Raw genomic sequence first — 17,897 nt, 5'->3', positions numbered from 1 at the left:
CTAGTTTCTACAATCTCCTGTTGTATAAACTCTAGCGATGATCCCCGCGATCGGGAAGCGCCGAGTCGACGTGCTGAGCACGTTGAAGGCCTCTGCAACGCCGATGACGAGCGCGCAGATCGCCGCCCGACTCGACGTTCACACCAACACCGTGCGGTTTCACCTGGAGCACCTCGAGGCCGGCGGGCAGGTGGAACGTGTCCAACCTCACCACCGCAGCCCCGGGCGGCCCCCGCAGCTGTACCGGGCGGTGCGCCGGATGGACCCGACCGGACCCACCCATTACCAGATGCTCGCCGAGATCCTGGCCAATGGATTGGCTTCCGACGACGACCCCGCCGCCAAAGCCCGGGAGATGGGGCGTGCCTGGGGACGCACGATGCCGCGCCCGGCGATCGACTCCCCCGTTGACGCCCTGGTACAGACACTCGATGACATCGGTTTCGCGCCGGAGCCACCCGAGAATGATCAACTCCGGTTGCGCCACTGCCCATTTCTCGAATTGGCCCAGACCCGCGCCTCGGTTGTGTGCCCGATCCACCTGGGGTTGATGCAGGGGGCGTTGGAAAGCTGGCAGGCACCGGTTGCGGTCGAGCGACTCGACGCGTTCGTCGAACCGGATCTGTGCGTGGCCCACCTGGGGCCGAAAGGAGATTCATGATGAACGCCGGTCTGGCTGTCGCGGTCGCCGTGACCTTCTGCTGGCTGGGCATGGTGCTGGCGATCTCGTTCATCGAGGCGCCGCTGAAGTTCCGGGCACCGGGCGTGACGCTGCAGATCGGACTCGGCATCGGGCGCATGGTTTTCCGTGCATTGAACACGGTGGAAACCGCGTTCGCCGTCGCCATCATCGTGACCCTCGCCCTGCACCGCCCGTCCGTAGCGGCGATCACGGTCTTCGCGATTGCCATCGTGGCGCTCGCCGTTCAACTGATTGCCGTGCGTCCCAAGCTGACTCAGCGCTCCAACGCCGTACTCGCCGTCGCCCCGGGCGAAGAGCCGGCGGGGCGTTCACAGGCGCACTATGTCTATGTGGCGTTCGAACTCATCAAAGTGATCGCCCTGCCGACCGGCGGGATTCTGCTACTTGCCGGCTGACTCCAGGCTCGGCGTCTTGACCTGAACCACAAGACCATTCGAGTACGGCCGGTGCGGGTCGCGCGGACTCGCCTCGGGAAGAATGAGACGCCAGCCCTCGGACGGATTCTTGTCCCGCGCCACGAGAAATCCACCCCTGGCGCCCGGGCCCGCGAGCTCGTCGGCACTGCGGATCGGACCGTCGGCGAACAGGTCGCCGGCCTGCATACGGGCCGCCGGATCCGACGCCAACCGCCCGAGCCACGAGACGATCGCATCGTGCACGTAAGCCGCCTGCGCATCGGGCAGCCGTGCGTCGATCAGAATTGCGACCTTGCCGTCGGGAAAACCGGCCGGGTACACGTCGCACAGGAGTCCGCCCCGCGTCACCCGGTCGTAGAAGCGACGCGCCAGGATGGACGGCATGAGCTTCGACCCCACGACGACAGCGACGAGCGCCACCACGAACACGACGGTGACGGTGGTACTGGGTCCGCGCTCCCGGACAACGAGCGAATACACCGCCCACGAGAAAACCACCGCGAACAGGAAGCCTCCGACGACGAGCAGATATCGAAGAAAGAACGGGTACTCCACCGCACGCTTTGCTTCGTCCACCGAGCTGAACGGCGGAATCGGACGGCGTCGCCCGAATGGCACCTCAGGCGCTGGTCGGCTCACCATGCCAATCTAACTGCACCGCCGAGTCGCTCGGTGCACCAATTTGGCTAGATCTCGATGACCGTCGGCACGATCATCGGCTGGCGACGGTAGGTCTCCCCCACCCACTTGCCCACCGTGCGCCGGATCGCCTGCGCGATGCGGGTCGGGTCCGTGATGTTGTCGGCAGCAAGGCTTTCCAGCTCCCGCTCGACGTTGCGGGCGACCGGCTCCAGCGCTTTCGGGTCCTCGGAGAATCCGCGCGAATACAGATGGGCCGGCGCGGCGGGCTTTCCGGTCTCGCGGTGGACGACTACCGTCACCGCCACGAAACCCGAAGACAGGATCAGGCGTTCACCAAGGGTGGCGTCCCCGACATCGCCGGTGATCAGCCCGTCAACGAACATCTTGCCGACCGTCACCGCACCGGAGATCGAGGCCTTACCGGCCACCAGGTCCACACTGACACCGTTCTCGGCCAGCACGATGTTCTCCGGCGGAACCCCGGTGCTCGCGGCCAGTGCCGCGTTGGCGCGCATGTGCCGCCAGGTGCCGTGCACCGGCATCACGTTGCGGGGACGTACCCCGTTGTAGAGGAACAGCAGCTCCCCCGCGTACGCGTGGCCGGAAACATGCACGCGCGCTTGGGCATTGGTGACCACACGGGCGCCGATCTTGGCCAGTGCGTCGATGACACCGTAGACCGCTTCCTCGTTGCCCGGGATCAGCGACGAGGACAGGATGATCAGATCGCCGGCGGTCAGCGTGATGCTGCGATGCTCGCCCCGCGACATCCGGGACAGTGCGGCCATCGGCTCACCTTGGGTACCGGTGGTGATCAGGACGACCTTCTCGGGCGGCATCATCTCGGCCGCGCCGATGTCGAGGATGTCGGTGTCGTCGACCTTCAGGTAGCCCAGCTCGCGGGCGATGCCCATGTTGCGCACCATCGAGCGTCCGACGTACGAAACCTTCCGACCCAGCGCCACCGCCGCATCTGTGATCTGTTGTACGCGATCGACATTCGATGCGAAGCAGGCCACGATTACCCGGCCCTCGGCACCGCGGATCAGCCGGTGCAGCGTCGGGCCGACCTCACTCTCGGACGGGCTGACACCCGGGTGTTCGGAATTGGTCGAGTCGCAAAGGAACAGGTCGACACCGGCGTCCCCGAGCCGCGACATGCCCGGCAGGTCTGTCGGGCGGCCGTCGAGCGGCTGCTGGTCGAGCTTGATGTCGCCGGTGTGCAGCACGGTGCCGGCACCGGTGTGGATCGCGACGGCCAGACACCCCGGAATCGAGTGATTGACGGCGAAGTACTCGCATTCGAAGACGCCGTGCTGGCTGCTCTGCCGCTCGGCGACCTCGACGCACACCGGCTTGATCCGGTGTTCACGGCACTTCTCGCGGATCAGCGCAATGGTGAACTTCGAGCCGACCACCGGGATGTCCGGACGCAGCTTGAGCAGGAACGGAATCGCCCCGATGTGGTCCTCGTGGGCATGGGTGACGACGAGCGCTTCGACATCGTCGAGACGGTCCTCGACGTGGCGCAGATCCGGCAGGATCAGGTCGACGCCGGGCTCGTCATGCCCGGGGAAGAGCACCCCGCAGTCCACGATGAGCAATCTGCCCAGGTGCTCGAAGACCGTCATGTTGCGGCCGATTTCGCTGATTCCACCCAGCGCGGTAACTCGCAGACCGCCGGGGGCCAGTGGCTTGGGGGGCGCGAGTTCGGTGCTCACTATCGCAACACCGCAGCCGCACGCATATCGACGGCCAGCGCCTCGATCTCGGCCGGGGACGCCGGGATCTGCGGCAGTCGTGGCTGACCAGCATCGAATCCCTGCAACCGTAGGCCTTCCTTGGACATCGTCACCCCACCGAGGCGGGCCTGGGCGGCAGCCAGCGGGGCCAACGAGACGTTGATCTTGCGGGCAGTGGCGATATCGCCAGAGTTGAACGCGGTCAACATGTCCCGCAACTGGCCGGCGGCCAGGTGACCCCAGACGCTGACGAAGCCGACGGCACCCATGGCCAACCAGGGCAGGTTCAGGGCGTCGTCGCCCGAGTAGTACACCAACCCGGTCTCGGCGATGATCTGGCCGCCACCGTGCAGGTCACCCTTGGCGTCTTTGACGCCCACGATGTTCGGGTGCGCGGCCAGGGCGTGGATGGTCTCCCAGGCGATGGGAATGGAGGACCGCGGCGGGATGTCGTAGAGCAGGTTCGGCAGATCGGTGGCGTCGGCGACGGCGGTGAAGTGCGCGATCAGACCGGCCTGCGGGGGCCGTGAGTAGTACGGCGTCACCACGAGCAGGCCGTGTGCCCCCTCGGCGGCGCAGGCCTTGGCCAGGTGCACGCTGTGGGCGGTGTCATAGCTGCCCGCGCCGGCGATGATGCGGGCCCGGTCCCCGACTGCCTCCAGCACGGTGCGCAGCAGCGCGAGCTTCTCGTCATCGGTGGTGGTCGGCGATTCGCCGGTGGTACCGGAGAGCACCAGGCCGTCACAGCCGGCGTCGATCAGGTGATTGGCCAGCTGAGCGGCCGCATCGAGATCGAGCGAGCCGTCGGGCTTGAACGGCGTAACCATTGCGGTCAACACCGTGCCCAACTGCGCCGTTACATCGATTCCGCTCGTACTCACGCGCCAAGATTACCCGGTGGTCTCAAGCCTCTGTGGCCAGAGGCGACGTTGCCACCTCACTACCATCCGCAAGCGTCGAAATCTCGAAATCGGAGAACACCGCCGGAGCCGCTTCGACGAGCTCACGCAGGCAGGCGATTGCGAGCCTGCGGATCTCCACATCAGCGTGTTCGCTGGCCCGCATCGCGATGAAATGGCGCCAGGCGCGGTAGTTGCCCGTGACCACGATCCGGGTCTCGGTGGCGTTGGGAAGCACCGCCCGCGCGGCCTGTCTGGCCTGCTTGCGACGCAAAACAGCGTTCGGTTGATCGGCGAACTTGGCTTCCAGGCGAGCCAGCAGTTCGGTGTAGGTGGCGCGGCTGGCGTCCGCGGCCGCGGTGAAGATCTCCACCAGCTCGGGGTCGCCCTCGAACCCCGGCGGCACCACCACCTCGGCGTCGTTCTCGGGTACGTAGCGCTGCGAGAGCTGTGAGTACGAGAAATGCCGGTGCCGGATCAGTTCGTGGGTGGCCGATCGGGAGATACCGCTGATGTAGAAGGACACCGAAGCGTGTTCGAGTACCGAGAAGTGCCCGACGTCGATGATGTGGCGGATGTAGCTCGCGTTGGTCGCCGTCCTCGGGTTGGGCTTCGACCAGCTCTGGTAGCAGGCCCGGCCGGCGAACTCGGTGAGTGCAGGCCCACCGTCGGCGTCGGTGCTCCACGGCACCTCAGGCGGTGCCTGGAATTCCGTCTTGGCGATCAGCTGCACGCGCAGCGGCGCGATCTCGGCCACTCGCCCACCCTACTGTCGAGCCTTCGGGGGCTCCTCACCACCGCGCCGACTTCCACGCCTGGCTGTTGCTCGGCCGGATTCACGTCCCCGCGGCAGAAAATTGGTGAAACGAGCACTCATCGGTAGATGGTCGCGACCCACGGTTGGGTGCAGAACTGCTGTGCGGCGGTCGCCGGGTCGACACCGGCGGCCTTCATCGAGGCCGTCCGGGTGGCCAGGGCACCTGGCGGATAGTCGTCGTTGTCGAGCGTGCAATCAACGTTCCCGTTGCGGATCCACTCACGGGTGTCGTCGGGTCTCTTGGGCCACTCCGGGACCTGAACGTCCAGTGCGACAGCCTCGGCGAGAGTGTCGGCGTCCCACCGGTACAGGGTGACGGTTCCCGCGCCCGCGCCGGAATGGGCGTAGTTGCCGAAGAACCCTTCGGGCGTTCGATAGAACTGCCGAAATCCGAACAGTTCGCCGGCCCGCGCAAAGTGCGCGGACTGGCCGGTCTGTCGCCACACCGCCATGGGTTCACCACCCGTGCCACCACGTCCGGTGACCACCAACAGGACCGGGGTGCCGCTCTGGTCGATGTCCTGCAGCAGCGCGGCCACCCCGGTCTGGCCGATCTTGTCGGTGGGTTCGCGGAACTCCTGGACGGTTTTGCCCCCGTTCTGCAGGCTGAACGACCACGCCGGGTCACTGGACACGGTGATGGTCGAATGATCATCGAGAGTCAGTGCGCAGCGGATGTTTTGGGCATCCAACGCCGGTTCGAAGGAGATCGACACGGTGGCACAGGCCGGCAAAGCCTGTGGTTCCGTCGTCCTGGTGGCACCGGCCGAGGTCGTCGTCGGCACCTCGGGGGCGGAATGCTCTGGTGTGCAGCCGCTGAGCACTGCGGCCCCGGACACAGCGGCCGTCGTCGCGATCGCACCGAACGTCAACGAACTCCGGCGGAATCGCGCCGATAGAAATCCACGGATCTGCACCCTCGGAGCGTATTACCGGCCAAGGCGGTGAGCTCGCACCTCCTACAATCGCCAGATGTCCCGCGCTGACGCGTTCGCACCGGCACACCAGGACGGTTCGCGGTGCTGATCGGTGTGGCCGCCGCGCTCCTCGCCTGCGTGGGTTATGGAACAGCATCGGTTCTGCAGTCGTATGCCGCGGGACATTCCGGCGCGGCGGCCGACACCGCGGAGAACGGCCCCACCCTGCGGTCGACCGTCACCGCGATGCTCGCACCGATCTTCATCGCGGGTATGGCGCTCGACCTTCTGGGTTTCGTGGGCAGCCTGGTATCGGCGCGGTTGATCCCACTGTTCCTGTCGCAGACGATCATCAGCGCCAACCTCGTCGTGACCGCCGTGCTGAGCATTTTTGCGCTCCACGTCCGGCTACTGCGGCGTGACTGGGCCGCGATCGCCATAGTCCTTGTGGCGCTGTGCATCCTGGGGGCCACCGCCGGGCATCTGGGCGACCGTGATCCCGGTGCGATCCTGCATTGGGGTGTCCTGGTGGTGTCGGCGATCATCCTTGGCCTGGGCGCCACGCTGGTCCGACTCCTCGGCAGGAACGCTGCGGTGCCCGCCGGCCTGATCGCCGGGGTGCTCTACGGGGCGATGGCGGTCGCGGTGCGCGTCGTCGACGGACTCGAGCCCCTGAACGTGGGTGTGTTGATCGCCGACCCGGCGCTGTGGGCAATTCTGGTCGCCGGCCTCGGCGGGTTCTATCTGTTCACCGTTGCCCTGCAGGTCGGCTCGGTGAACGGGGTGGCAGCGGCATTGGTGGTGGGCGAAACCGTGATCCCCGGCATCGTCGGCGTGGTGCTGCTGGGCGACGTTTCACGACCGGGGTTCGGCTGGCTGGTGGCCATCGCCTTCATCGCGGCCGTTGCCGGCGCCGTGGCGCTCGCCGTCTCCGGCGCCGCCGAGTACGAGCGCGCGAAGAGTTCCTGAAGGTCGCTGGACTCCCTGGTCACGACCTCCACGCGCCGGCCGTGACGACCTGATCCGAACTTGTCGGACCCTTCCTCTTTACTGTCCTGTTCCCCGGACACCGGCTCACCCCCGACCGACGGAATGGTCGCTGATCGAGGGGCAGCGATCATTTCGTCCCCATCTGTCCCCCGATCGGCGGATCCGGAGTTGGTCCGGGCTGCGGGCCGATCGGCGGACAGACCACCGACCGAGATTGAACGAAGCTGAGGGCTCACTCGATGTCCCTGCAGCGCACCGCATCTCCGCAATACCGAACCGAAAGTGATCATGAGAGGAACGACCGTGCACTACGAAATGTTTGATCTGGTCCGAGAACGCGCCAACGAGAAAGACTGGGACCTGATCTTCGACAGCGGCCCGAATGCCGAGTACCGCACCATGGTGTGGGAACACCCTCTGCTCAGCGCAACAGGCGTGGCGACCGAACTGGAGATCGGGTTCAGCCCGGATGGTCGCATCATCTTCTCCGAGCGGCGACTCGGCGGCGTCTCCCACAAACGCATCAAGCCCACCAGCGCGTTCGCCTCGACCGATCTCTATATCGCAGCACTGCAGATGATCTGATCCGCCTGATCCGCAACCTGCAGAACCTGACCAGACCGCACCCTCCGCTCCGCATCGTTTTCGACCCTGGGGTTGTTGTTCGACGACGACCACCACCCAGGTGTCGGAAACGGCGAGCACCGAGCACCAAATTCGCCTCTTGACCTAATTACGTGACGTATCGTAACTTAATCGTGTGTCCTCACTCACAGGCCCGGGGCGGCCGCGTGATCCACAAACTCAGCACGACATCATGAGCGCCACCCGTCGCCTGCTGGCACGTGACGGCTATGACCAGCTGTCCATCGAGGCCATCGCCCGCGAGGCCGGCGTCAGCCGGCCTACCATCTACCGGCGTTGGCCGTCGAAGACCCATCTGGTCTTTGACGCCGCCTTCGGCCTGCCACCCGGCGGTGAACTTCTCCCGGTCTCCGAAGATTTCGAGACCGACCTGCGTGGCTTCATCTCTGCGGTGCTCACCTTCTGGCGTGATCCCGTGGTCGAGGCCGCCGCGCTCGGCATCCTCACCGAACGTCGCCGCGACCCGGAATTGCACATCCGGACCCAGCAAGTGCTCGACGAGCGGACCAAGGGCGCCTTCCGATCCCTGGTCGAGTCCGGCGTGGAGCAGGGCCGGATCCGCCCCGATGTCGACGTCGACATGGTCTATCAAGCGTTGATCGGCACCGCGTTCTACACCGCCCACATGGAACCGGACATCGACGTCGACGACACCGCAGATCGATTGTGCTCCTTGCTGATCGAGGGAGCAGGACGTATCCACCCACCAAGGAAGGACCAACCATGACCGACAAGGCCGAACTGTCGGAGGCGTTCAACGGGCTTCTCGACGCGGTGCGCGCCATCGAGCAGAAGTTGCTCACCGCCGAACCCGCGCTGAGCGAACCCGACCTGCTCGACGGGTACCGCCTGGCGTTCAGCGTGCTGCGGGTCAGCGTCGACGCCTACGTGTGGGGCGACCGCGACAAGCCGATCCTGGTCGACGCCACCAGCCCGTATCTCAAATGGGGCGGTGACAACGCGGACGCCTTCTATCAGCTCGCCCCGCTGAATCCGGCCCGCACCTACCGCGTCACCGGTAACCGCGGCGACGCGGTGTACATGTCGATGACCGTCTACGGCGGGCCGGGTGAGGGCCGCTACAGCGACCGCATCGTCGGCACCATCAACAATCGCGACCTGGAATTCGACGAGGATGGGAACTTCGAGTTCATTATGAGCCCCGACCCCCACCCGGGTGCCTGGCTCAAACTGGATGCCGACGCCGAATTCGCTTTGACCCGTAACTATATGAACGATTCCGCGACCGAACGCCGGCCGGAGTGGCGGATCGAGACGGTCAATCCGCCCGCCCGGCGCTCGGACAGTGCCGCGGAGCTGGCCCGCCGCTTCCGCTACGCGAAGAACTGGCTGCAGGAACAGGTTTCCTTCCTGCCCACCAAGGTGGAGCCCGCCAACCAGCTGCACCCGCCGTTCCCGGTCCCCCAGAATGCCTACGGGTGGTCCGCCGGCGATGCGGCATACGCCATGGGCTCCTACGATCTGACGTCGGATCAGGCCCTGATCATCGAGGGCACCTCACCGGAGTGCGTGTTCTGGAACCTCTGCTTGTGGAATCCGTTCCTGCACACCTTCGACTACACCCACGAGCGTGTCACCATCAACGGCGCACACGTCACCTACGAATCGGACGGGTCCTGGCGGATCGTCGTCAGCGAGAAGGACCCGGGCCACCCGAACTGGGTCTCGACGGCTGGGCGCTCCACGGGCCTGATGTGGCTGCGCTGGTTCCTGCCCGAGGAGACTCCCGCGCAGCCGCAGTGCCGCGTCGTCCACGTGGCCGAGGTCGGTGCCCTGTGACCACCGACGTGCAGCGTCCGGCACCGATCCGGTTCGACGACCTGGCAAACCCGGTGTATCCCCCGGCCGCCCAGCCGATTCGCGATGGACTCGCCGCCTACGGCGCGAACCTGGACCTCAACCCGAACGCGTTGCTTACGGCTGCAACCGAGCGGTCCGGGCTGGACGATTTCGGCGACCCGGCGTTCCGGGAACGTCTCGACGTGCTGTGTACCGCATTGCGTGACGAAGCGGGTCTGTCCGATACGGGCGTGGGGATCGTGTTCGAGCAGCTGGTGGGCAACCTGGTCAACCGGCTGCGGTTGGAGGCGCTGATCACCGACCACCCCGAGATCGAGGACGTCGCGATCGAACGGCCGATCATCATCTGCGGTCTGCCCCGTACCGGCACCACGCATCTACACAACCTGCTCGCCGCCGACCCTGCACTGCGCTATCTGCCCTACTGGGAGAGCCTCGAACCGGTGCCCGGCCCCGGCGAGGACACACCGGCACCGCGTCGGGATCGCTGCGCGGCCGGCCTGGAATTGGTGAACACCTCGATACCGGAGTTCCGCCGGATGCACGACATGACCGTCGAGCATGCCCACGAGGAGATCCAGCTCCTGGCCAACGACATCTCCGGCATGCTGTTCGAAACCGCCTATTACGTGCCGAGTTTCACTGCCCACTACAAGGCACACGACCAGGCGCCGTCATACGCGTACGTCAAGCGCAGCCTGCAGGCGATGCAATGGCTCCGCGGCGGAACCCGCTGGGTACTCAAGTCACCGCAGCATCTGGAACAGTTCCCGACACTGGCCGCGACGTTCCCGGACGCGACTTTCATTGTCACACACCGTGATCCAGTTGATGTGACGCTGTCGATGATGACCATGATCTGCTACGCCATGCGGATGGCCGTGACGCAGCCCGATGTGGCTAAGATAACCGGGCACTGGCTGCAGCGCATCGACGATCTGCTCGCGGGCTGCATCCGCGATCGCGACGCGCTGCCCGCCGGACAGTCCATCGACGTCCGATTCGACGAGTTCATGGCAGACGAGCAGGGCACGCTGGCCGACATCTACCGACTCGCCGACCGGCCATTCGGTGACGACGTGCGTGCGGCGATGAGCGACTTCCTCACCGAACACCCGCGCGGACGCTACGGCGGGGTCATCTACGACGCTGCGAACCTTCAACTCGATCCGGCCGCCCTGGCCGAGCGATTCCGGGACTACCGCGAGCGGTTCCTCGGCTAGGACACCCTAGCCACAGTCGGGACCTGTACACAGGCCGTCAATGCCTCGACCGCCGAACCTGGCCGACCGTCAGTCGGCCAGGCCTCCGGCGCGCCGCATCGCGGCCGAAATGTGTTCGAAGTCGATCGCCAGGTGTGCGCGTGCCAGTGCTTCGGCGTCGTCCCCGCGACGCTCGGCGATCGCATCGATCAGCTGTTCATGCTCGCTCAGCGCCCGTAGCTCCATCTGGCGCATGGTCGCCGATTCACCCCACATGTGGGCCGGTGCGGCGATGCTCACGGAGGCTTCCAACTCGAGCAGCATCTGTTTGAGCACGGTATTGCCGGCCGCGTCCATGATCGCCAGGTGCAACGCGCTGTCCGCCTGCTGGGCGGCCAGACCGCTCTCCGCGTAGCGGTAGGCCTCGAGCCGTTCCCTCAGCACCACGAGGTCACGGTCCGTTCGGGCCTCCGCGGCCGCACGGCATACCGCACCGTGGATTCGGCAGATGGCATCGCAGCGGTCCCGTAGTTCATCGAGCCGCGTGGTCAGGGTGCGCCCGACTGCGGCGGTCGACGACTCCGGCCACTGCTGCAGAACATAGGTGCCGCCGCCGCGGCCGCTGCGCCGGGTCTCCACCAAGCCCAGCTCAACCAGCCTGGCCAGGGCCGCGCGTACGGTCATCCGGCCGACCCGCAGCGACGCGGCGAGCTCCCGTTCCGATGGCAGGCGGGAGCCGGGCAGGTATTCGCCGATCGCCACTGCGGTGACGAGACGGTCGGTGATTTCATCCACCCGCGACGAGGGTTCGAGTTCGCGCTCGAGCAGCCCGGGCGTGGCGCCCGCGGGCTCTGTCGTCTGCGGCTCGGGATTCCCCATGGGCACACAATATCGACGTCACAAATTAAATCCTGATTAATGGTCTTGCTACGAGACCATTATTGGTTCATGCTGTGCGCCATGTCTCGTTCCACCCGCACAGTGGCCTTCCGCGGCCACGAGACCTGGGTCCAGGTCACCACTCCGGAATCCGCCCGCCCCGGCACCCTCCCCCTGTTCGTCTTGCACGGTGGACCCGGCATGGCCCACAACTATGTCGCCAACATCGCCGCCCTCGCCGACGAGACCGGCCGCACCGTCATCCATTACGACCAGTTGGGCTGCGGTAACAGCACACACCTGCCCGACGCCCCTGCCGACTTCTGGACCCCTCAGCTCTTCGTCGACGAGTTCCACACTGTCCGCGAGGCCCTCGGGATCGACCGATACCACGTGCTCGGACAATCGTGGGGCGGCATGCTCGGCGCCGAGATCGCGGTCCGCGTCCCGGATGGACTGGCTTCGCTGTCGATCTGCAACTCCCCCGCCTCGATGCAGCTGTGGGTCGAGGGCGCGGCCGACCTACGCGCTCAACTGCCCCCGGACGCCCAGTCCGCGCTCGAGCGCCACGAGGCCGATGGCACGGTCACCGATCCCGAATACCTGGCCGCCACGGAGGAGTTCTACCGTCGCCACGTCTGCCGGGTCGAGCCGATGCCCAAGGACTTCGCCGACACCGTGGCCCAGATGGAGGCCGAGCCGACTGTGTACCACACCATGAACGGGCCCAACGAGTTTCACGTCATCGGGACTCTGCGCGACTGGAGCATCATCGACCGGCTGCCATCGGTCACTGCCCCGACACTCGTCGTCGCCGGCGAGTTCGACGAGGCCACCCCGGCGACCTGGCAGCCCTATGCCGACCTCATTCCCGACGCCCGCAGTCACGTGTTCTCCGACACCAGCCACTGCACTCACCTGGAGAAACCCGTGGAGTTCCGCTCGGTGATCGCCGAGTTCCTGAATCAGCACGATCTGGCCGCTGCCGCCCGGGTCTGACCTTCTCCCCTTCGACTCGACAGGAACGCCATGGCAACTGAAGCGGCCGCCGCCCATCTCACCACCGGTGAAGGGCAACGCGATCTCGAATCATTCGGCTACAAGCAGGAACTCAGCCGCTCCGTCTCCACGGCCGATCTCATCGTCTACGGCCTGGTGTTCATGGTGCCCATCGCACCGTGGACCATCTTCGGGACGGTCTACAACAGCGCGTCGGGCATGGTGCCGCTGGTCTACCTGATCGGGCTGATCGCGATGGTGTTCACCGCGCTGGCCTACTCCCAGATGGCCAAGTCGTTCCCGTTGGCGGGATCGGTGTACGCCTATGTGGGCCGCGGGATCCACCCCGGCCTGGGCTTCTTCGCCGGCTGGGCCATCCTGCTCGACTACCTGTTGATCCCCACCCTGCTCTACGTCTTCGCCGCCGAATCGATGGTCGGACTCTTCCCGGACACTCCGCGCTGGGTGTGGGCGATCGTCTTCGTGGTGGTGAACACGATCATCAACCTGCTCGGCGTGGGTTCGCTCAAGCTCGTCAACCGCGTATTCCTCGCCGTGGAACTGGTTTTCGTCGTGCTGTTCGTGATCATCGCGGTACGCGCCATCAACGGGCAGTCACTGCCCGACGTCGGGTGGAGCGCGCTGCCGATCTGGAACTCCGAGGTGGTCACCGCACCGTTGATCGCGGCGGCACTGTCGATCGCGGTGCTGAGCTTCCTGGGCTTCGACGGCATCTCGACACTGGCCGAGGAATCGACCGGTAAGAAGAACCCGGCCGGCCGAGCGATGATCGTCGCCCTGTTCGTGGTGGCGTTCCTGTTCATCACCCAGACCTGGCTGGCCAGCCTGCTGGCCGGAGGCCGCGAATCGTTCAGTGACGACGAGGTGGGCAACGCGTTCTTCCTGCTGGTGCAGGCCGCGTCGAGCACCGGCTGGATGAACGCATTCTTCGTGGTCAACGTGCTGGCCGTCGGTTTCGCCAACGCCATGGCCGCCCAGGCCGCCACCAGCCGGTTGCTGTTCTCGATGAGCCGCGACCGCCAGCTGCCGGCATTCCTGTCCACCATCAGCTCCCGCAAGGTGCCGATCGCAGCCATCCTGGTGGTCAGCGCCCTGAGCCTGGTGCTGGTGCTGTTCTTCGTCGGTCAGATCGGATTGATCTCGTCGCTGGTGAATTTCGGTGCGCTGTTCGGCTTCTGCCTGCTCCACGCCTCGGTCATCTGGTACTACCTGGTGCGCCAGAAGTCCAAGAACTACCTGCTGCACCTCGTGGTACCGACAGTCGGCTTCCTGATCATCGGCTACGTGTTGATCAACGCCGACGCGCTGGCCAAGATCGGCGGCATCGTCTGGCTCGTGATCGGCGGGATCATCTTCGTCACCAACATGATCCGGGGGCGCGGGGTCCCCGAGCTAGCTGAGGAACCGGCGACGTAACGGCTCGGCGAGGTCGCCACGGCCCCCCACCTCGACCTCGTCCACCCCCAGCCACGACGCCATCGTCCTCAGCTCGACGGCCAGGGCCTCCGCCACCCGCGCGGGGTCCTGGCCGTTCTCTATGAACGCCCCCGGCACCTGCAGCGCGGCATCGGTGCGTTTGAGATCCACCCGCGCCACCAACTCGCCATCGAGCAGGAACGGCCATACGTAGTAACCGAATTGGCGCTTGGGCGCGGGGGTGTAGATCTCGATCCGGTAGTGAAAATTGAACAACCGCTCTACCCGGGGCCGGAAGAAGATCAACGGGTCGAACGGGCACAGCAGCGCAGTCCCGCGGTCACGGCGCGGCACGATCTGGCCCGCACGGAGATACGCCGGGGTTCCGTCGATGTCGACGGGCTCCAGCTCACCGTCGGCCACCAGCTTGGCGATCGCCGGCTTGACCTGTTTGGCCCCCATCCGGAAGTAGTCGCGGATATCGGCCTCGGTGCCGACGCCCAGCGCGGTGGCGGCCCGCAGAGCGAGCTCGCGGACCGCCTCCTCGTCGTCGACCTGCCGGGCCAGCACCTCGGCCGGCAGTACGCGTTCTGTGAGGTCATAGTGCCTGGCGAACCCGACGCGGGTCGCCGTCGTCAAGACCCCTGACGACCACAGCGCCTCGGCCACCCACTTGGTGTCGCTGCGGTCCCACCATGGCCCTTTGCGGCCGCGCGGCTCGGATTCCAGGTGGGCCTCGATCTGACCGGCGGTGGACGGGCCGAGCTCGGCGACCGCGGTGACGATGTCCTCGGCCAGCTTCTGGTTCTTCCGGACGATCTCGGTGCCCCAACGGCCGTGGGTGTACTCACGCATCCGCCACCGCAGCAGCGGCCAGTCCTCGACCGCCATCAGCGCGGCCTCGTGCGCCCAGTACTCCACCAGCAGCCGGGGTGAGCGAGCGCTGTGCGACCACGCGGCCCGGTCCAGGGCATCGCGGTCATACGGCCCCAGCCGACTGAACACCGGAGCGTAGTGCGCTCGCACGGCCACCGACACCGAATCCAGCTGCAACACCTGGATCCGGGAGACCAGCTTGCGCAGATGCGCACGGGTGACCGCACCGCGGGGCTTGGGTTCGTGAAACCCCTGCGCGACGACAGCAATGCGGCGGGCCTGCGCGCTCGTGAGGGTAGCCACGATGCCATCGTTCCCTACGGCACCGACAAGTAGCGGAGGCGCATTGGCGATACTGGTCCGCGTGGCGTTCGAGTGGGATGCGTTCGAGACCGAGTTGACCCTGGCCGCTGCGAACGCGGTCCGCGCGATGGTCGAGGCGGCCGGGTCGGAGACGCCGTATGCCGTGGCGTTCAGCGAGTTCTACGCCGAGACCACCGGGGTGATCTACCTGCCCAACCTTGCCCTGGCCACCGAGGAATCGGTGGAGGAACCGGATTGCCGGTTCAGCCCGCCCGATTGGGAACACCAGGACTATGAGTGGGGCGACACCGATTCGCAGTGGGGTGAGCGCCTCAGCACGGCGGTCACAGGTCTGCCTCGTGCGCAGTGGGAGCAGGAATGGGACCGGTTCGCACAGGCGATGCTGAATGTCGCCGCGCGCACGCGGACCGCACTCGTCGCCGACGGCACCCTGCCCGACGACGCGGTGGTCTATCTCGACGACGAGGACGCGGACCTTCTGGTTCGTTCGTTGACCGCTGATGAACTGCGGCGCCATTTCCCGGAGTATGTCGCGGCCACGCAGGCCGAACGAGACGTGCTGGCCATGCCGGTTGAGCAGCGGGTGGCAGTCCTGGCTGCGGCAGCGGGCCTGGCTCCCGGGCCGGTCGGCGCGCTCGGCCGCGAACGCGCGACCGAACTCCTGCTCGACGCCGGCGCGGCCGCGGTGCCCGTAGCAGTTGCGGCTCTCGCCCACCCCGAGACCGCCTGGACGGGCGGCAAACTCCTGGCCGACCTCAACATCGCGACGCCCGAGGTGATGGACGCACTGTGGGCGGCACTACCGCTGCAGGGCAATGCCCACGACTGGGTCGCGACTGCCCTGGGGCGCCTCGGTGCCGGGCTGGAGGTGTTGGCACGCCACGACGTGCCGGCCGGGAGCAGGGCGGCCGCAGTCGCCGCGCCTTACCGTTCGTTCCGTGATCACGGGCGCGGGCACCCGCCGCTGGATTACACGCTGCTGGCTGCCGGGCTTGCTGATCCGGCAGTCGCGGCGATCGTGGCAGAAGATCTGAAGCCGGGACGAGGGTTCTGCACGCTCGACGCTGCCGACCTGCCGGGTGCCCGGCCCGGGCTCGAGCATCCCGAGCCGGTGATCCGCCGTCACGCGGTCATCGTCCTCGGTGATCTGATCGGGCTCATGGGCCCCGGCGACCTCGACAGCGATGCGGTGGCGGCCCTGGAGGAACGGATCGCCGAGCTCGCGGCCGAAGACCCCGACAGCGAGGTGCGCAGGCTGGCCGGCTACAGCGTGCGCGCGTAGCTGCAGTACCGGTACCGCAGTCCTGAACTGCTGGTCAGCCAGTCGCCCGTGGTCTTCGTCCAGGAATCGTCGAGCTCCGGCGCCATCGCGTCACCCTCGGCCGGCGGCAGGTCGAGGTCGATCTCGGTGACCTCGCAGCGGTCGGCGAACCGCAGGGCTTGTGCATAGATCTGCGCACCACCGATCACCCAGCCTCGGAAGACGTCACCGATCTCGGTGACCACCTCGGCGCCGTCGGCCACATATCCGGGGTTGCGGGTGATGACGACGTTGCGCCGCCCCGGCAACGGACGCACCTTGGCCGGTAGCGACTCCCAGGTCAACCGACCCATCACCACGGTCTGCCCGAGTGTGAGTTGCTTGAACCGGGCCTGATCTTCCGGCAGGTGCCACGGGATGTCGTTGCCACGGCCGATGACGCCGGTGCTCGACTGCGCCCAGATCAGCGCCAGGCGTCGAAGATCGCCTGTCACATGCTTTTCGGTCATACCGCGACGGGCGCCTTGATCGCCGGGTGCGGATCATAGTTCAGGATGGCGATGTCCTCATATTGGTAATCGAAGATCGAATCACGGTGCGCCAGCACGAGTTCCGGATATGGCCTAGGTTCGCGACCCAGCTGCAGGGCCACCTGGTCGACGTGGTTGTCGTAGATGTGGCAATCGCCGCCGGTCCAGACGAACTCACCGACACCCAGCCCGGCCTGCGCGGCCATCATGTGGGTCAGCAGGGCGTAACTGGCAATGTTGAACGGGACGCCCAGGAAGAGGTCTGCGCTGCGCTGATACAGCTGGCAGGACAACTTCTGATCGGCGACATAGAACTGGAAGAAGGCGTGGCACGGCGGCAGCGCCATCTGCGGGATCTCGCCGACGTTCCATGCCGAAACGATGTTGCGCCGCGAATCGGGGTCATGCTTGAGCAGTTCGAGCGCATTCGAGATCTGGTCGATGTGCTCACCGGACGGGGTCGGCCACGACCGCCACTGCACCCCGTAGACCGGGCCGAGATCGCCCGTGTCACTGGCCCATTCATCCCAGATCGTGACACCGTGGTCCTGCAACCACCGCACGTTCGAATCGCCGCGCAGGAACCACAGCAACTCGTAGATCACCGATTTGGTGTGCACCTTCTTGGTGGTGATCAACGGAAAGCCGGCGGCCAGGTCGTAACGCATCTGGTGCCCGAACAGACTGCGGGTGCCGGTACCGGTGCGATCGGACTTCCGCACCCCCTGTTCGGTCACCTTCCGCAAGAGGTCCTCGTAGGGCGTCTGGATCGGCACACACTCAGCTTACGTGCCGTC

At 66.2% G+C, this 17,897-nt stretch carries 19 protein-coding genes; 10 read left to right on the top strand and 9 right to left on the bottom strand.

Translation table 11 applies throughout. The features are described 5' to 3' along the window. Positions 1-37 precede the first annotated feature (37 nt). Positions 38-661, top strand: a complete 624-nt coding sequence (locus tag ACZYZ7_RS02025) for a helix-turn-helix transcriptional regulator (RefSeq protein WP_463740097.1) — start codon at positions 38-40, stop codon at positions 659-661. Further along, the gene (locus ACZYZ7_RS02020; RefSeq protein WP_463740096.1) at positions 661-1,098 is read left to right on the top strand and encodes a hypothetical protein; all 438 of its coding nucleotides are present in this window, start codon (positions 661-663) and stop codon (positions 1,096-1,098) included. The genes ACZYZ7_RS02025 and ACZYZ7_RS02020 overlap by 1 nt, the downstream gene beginning before the upstream one ends. Here the strand turns inward: ACZYZ7_RS02020 and ACZYZ7_RS02015 are convergent. The 5 genes from ACZYZ7_RS02015 to ACZYZ7_RS01995 form a co-directional block, all read right to left on the bottom strand. Next, positions 1,084-1,758 (bottom strand): hypothetical protein, encoded by a 675-nt coding sequence (locus ACZYZ7_RS02015; RefSeq protein WP_463740095.1) that lies wholly within the window; start codon positions 1,756-1,758, stop codon positions 1,084-1,086. The two genes, ACZYZ7_RS02020 and ACZYZ7_RS02015, sit on opposite strands and share 15 nt — an antisense overlap. Positions 1,759-1,805: 47 nt before the next feature. Then, positions 1,806-3,482, bottom strand: coding sequence for a ribonuclease J (locus tag ACZYZ7_RS02010; RefSeq protein WP_463740094.1), 1,677 nt, complete (start codon positions 3,480-3,482; stop codon positions 1,806-1,808). Further along, on the bottom strand, positions 3,482-4,384 hold the full coding sequence (gene dapA, locus ACZYZ7_RS02005; RefSeq protein ID WP_135453792.1) for a 4-hydroxy-tetrahydrodipicolinate synthase: 903 nt from the start codon (positions 4,382-4,384) through the stop codon (positions 3,482-3,484). The genes ACZYZ7_RS02010 and dapA overlap by 1 nt, the downstream gene beginning before the upstream one ends. Before the next feature lie 22 nt (positions 4,385-4,406). Continuing rightward, a complete protein-coding gene (gene thyX / locus ACZYZ7_RS02000) occupies positions 4,407-5,159 on the bottom strand; it encodes an FAD-dependent thymidylate synthase (protein ID WP_135453791.1) in 753 nt (250 codons plus the stop codon). Positions 5,160-5,275: 116 nt separating this feature from the next. After that, complete coding sequence (locus tag ACZYZ7_RS01995) at positions 5,276-6,136, bottom strand: hypothetical protein (RefSeq protein WP_463740093.1); 861 nt, start codon at positions 6,134-6,136, stop codon at positions 5,276-5,278. A 102-nt stretch (positions 6,137-6,238) separates the two neighbouring features. Between ACZYZ7_RS01995 and ACZYZ7_RS01990 the strand changes: the two genes are divergently transcribed. From ACZYZ7_RS01990 to ACZYZ7_RS01970, 5 genes are all read left to right on the top strand, one after another. Then, the gene (locus tag ACZYZ7_RS01990; RefSeq protein ID WP_463740092.1) at positions 6,239-7,105 is read left to right on the top strand and encodes a hypothetical protein; all 867 of its coding nucleotides are present in this window, start codon (positions 6,239-6,241) and stop codon (positions 7,103-7,105) included. A gap of 324 nt (positions 7,106-7,429) precedes the next feature. Continuing rightward, positions 7,430-7,711: a hypothetical protein gene (locus tag ACZYZ7_RS01985; RefSeq protein WP_463740091.1), complete on the top strand. Its 282-nt coding sequence runs from the start codon at positions 7,430-7,432 to the stop codon at positions 7,709-7,711. A 232-nt stretch (positions 7,712-7,943) separates the two neighbouring features. After that, positions 7,944-8,498, top strand: a complete 555-nt coding sequence (locus ACZYZ7_RS01980) for a TetR/AcrR family transcriptional regulator (protein WP_450068910.1) — start codon at positions 7,944-7,946, stop codon at positions 8,496-8,498. Beyond that, positions 8,495-9,571: a DUF1214 domain-containing protein gene (locus tag ACZYZ7_RS01975; protein ID WP_463740090.1), complete on the top strand. Its 1,077-nt coding sequence runs from the start codon at positions 8,495-8,497 to the stop codon at positions 9,569-9,571. The genes ACZYZ7_RS01980 and ACZYZ7_RS01975 overlap by 4 nt, the downstream gene beginning before the upstream one ends. Further along, a complete protein-coding gene (locus ACZYZ7_RS01970; protein WP_450068908.1) occupies positions 9,568-10,815 on the top strand; it encodes a sulfotransferase family protein in 1,248 nt (415 codons plus the stop codon). Before ACZYZ7_RS01975 ends, ACZYZ7_RS01970 begins: the two co-directional genes overlap by 4 nt. Positions 10,816-10,884: 69 nt before the next feature. Here the strand turns inward: ACZYZ7_RS01970 and ACZYZ7_RS01965 are convergent, their stop codons facing one another. Continuing rightward, positions 10,885-11,673, bottom strand: a complete 789-nt coding sequence (locus tag ACZYZ7_RS01965; RefSeq protein ID WP_450068907.1) for a FadR/GntR family transcriptional regulator — start codon at positions 11,671-11,673, stop codon at positions 10,885-10,887. 81 nt (positions 11,674-11,754) lie between these two features. Between ACZYZ7_RS01965 and ACZYZ7_RS01960 the strand changes: the two genes are divergently transcribed. After that, entirely contained in the window at positions 11,755-12,672 is a 918-nt protein-coding gene (locus tag ACZYZ7_RS01960) for a proline iminopeptidase-family hydrolase (RefSeq protein ID WP_463740089.1), read from the top strand. A 30-nt stretch (positions 12,673-12,702) separates the two neighbouring features. After that, on the top strand, positions 12,703-14,109 hold the full coding sequence (locus tag ACZYZ7_RS01955) for an APC family permease (RefSeq protein ID WP_450068905.1): 1,407 nt from the start codon (positions 12,703-12,705) through the stop codon (positions 14,107-14,109). Here ACZYZ7_RS01955 and ACZYZ7_RS01950 read toward each other — a convergent pair. Then, positions 14,086-15,288 carry a winged helix-turn-helix domain-containing protein gene (locus ACZYZ7_RS01950; RefSeq protein WP_463740088.1) on the bottom strand — a complete coding sequence of 401 codons (1,203 nt, stop codon included), beginning with the start codon at positions 15,286-15,288 and terminating at the stop codon, positions 14,086-14,088. The genes ACZYZ7_RS01955 and ACZYZ7_RS01950 overlap by 24 nt on opposite strands. A 61-nt stretch (positions 15,289-15,349) precedes the next feature. On the opposite strand from ACZYZ7_RS01950, the gene ACZYZ7_RS01945 reads away from it, so the two are divergent. Next, entirely contained in the window at positions 15,350-16,591 is a 1,242-nt protein-coding gene (locus ACZYZ7_RS01945; protein WP_463740087.1) for a hypothetical protein, read from the top strand. Here the strand turns inward: ACZYZ7_RS01945 and ACZYZ7_RS01940 are convergent. Together ACZYZ7_RS01940 and ACZYZ7_RS01935 are read right to left on the bottom strand one after the other, a co-directional pair. Further along, positions 16,573-17,079, bottom strand: coding sequence for a dihydrofolate reductase (locus ACZYZ7_RS01940; RefSeq protein ID WP_450068902.1), 507 nt, complete (start codon positions 17,077-17,079; stop codon positions 16,573-16,575). The two genes, ACZYZ7_RS01945 and ACZYZ7_RS01940, sit on opposite strands and share 19 nt — an antisense overlap. Next, entirely contained in the window at positions 17,076-17,876 is an 801-nt protein-coding gene (locus tag ACZYZ7_RS01935) for a thymidylate synthase (protein WP_463740086.1), read from the bottom strand. Before ACZYZ7_RS01935 ends, ACZYZ7_RS01940 begins: the two co-directional genes overlap by 4 nt. Between the last annotated feature and the right edge of the window lie 21 nt (positions 17,877-17,897).

The organism is Mycobacterium sp. IDUB_17 (assembly GCF_055419465.1).
Note: the sequence above shows the minus strand (reverse complement) of the source record. Positions and strands in the feature narration are given on the sequence as shown.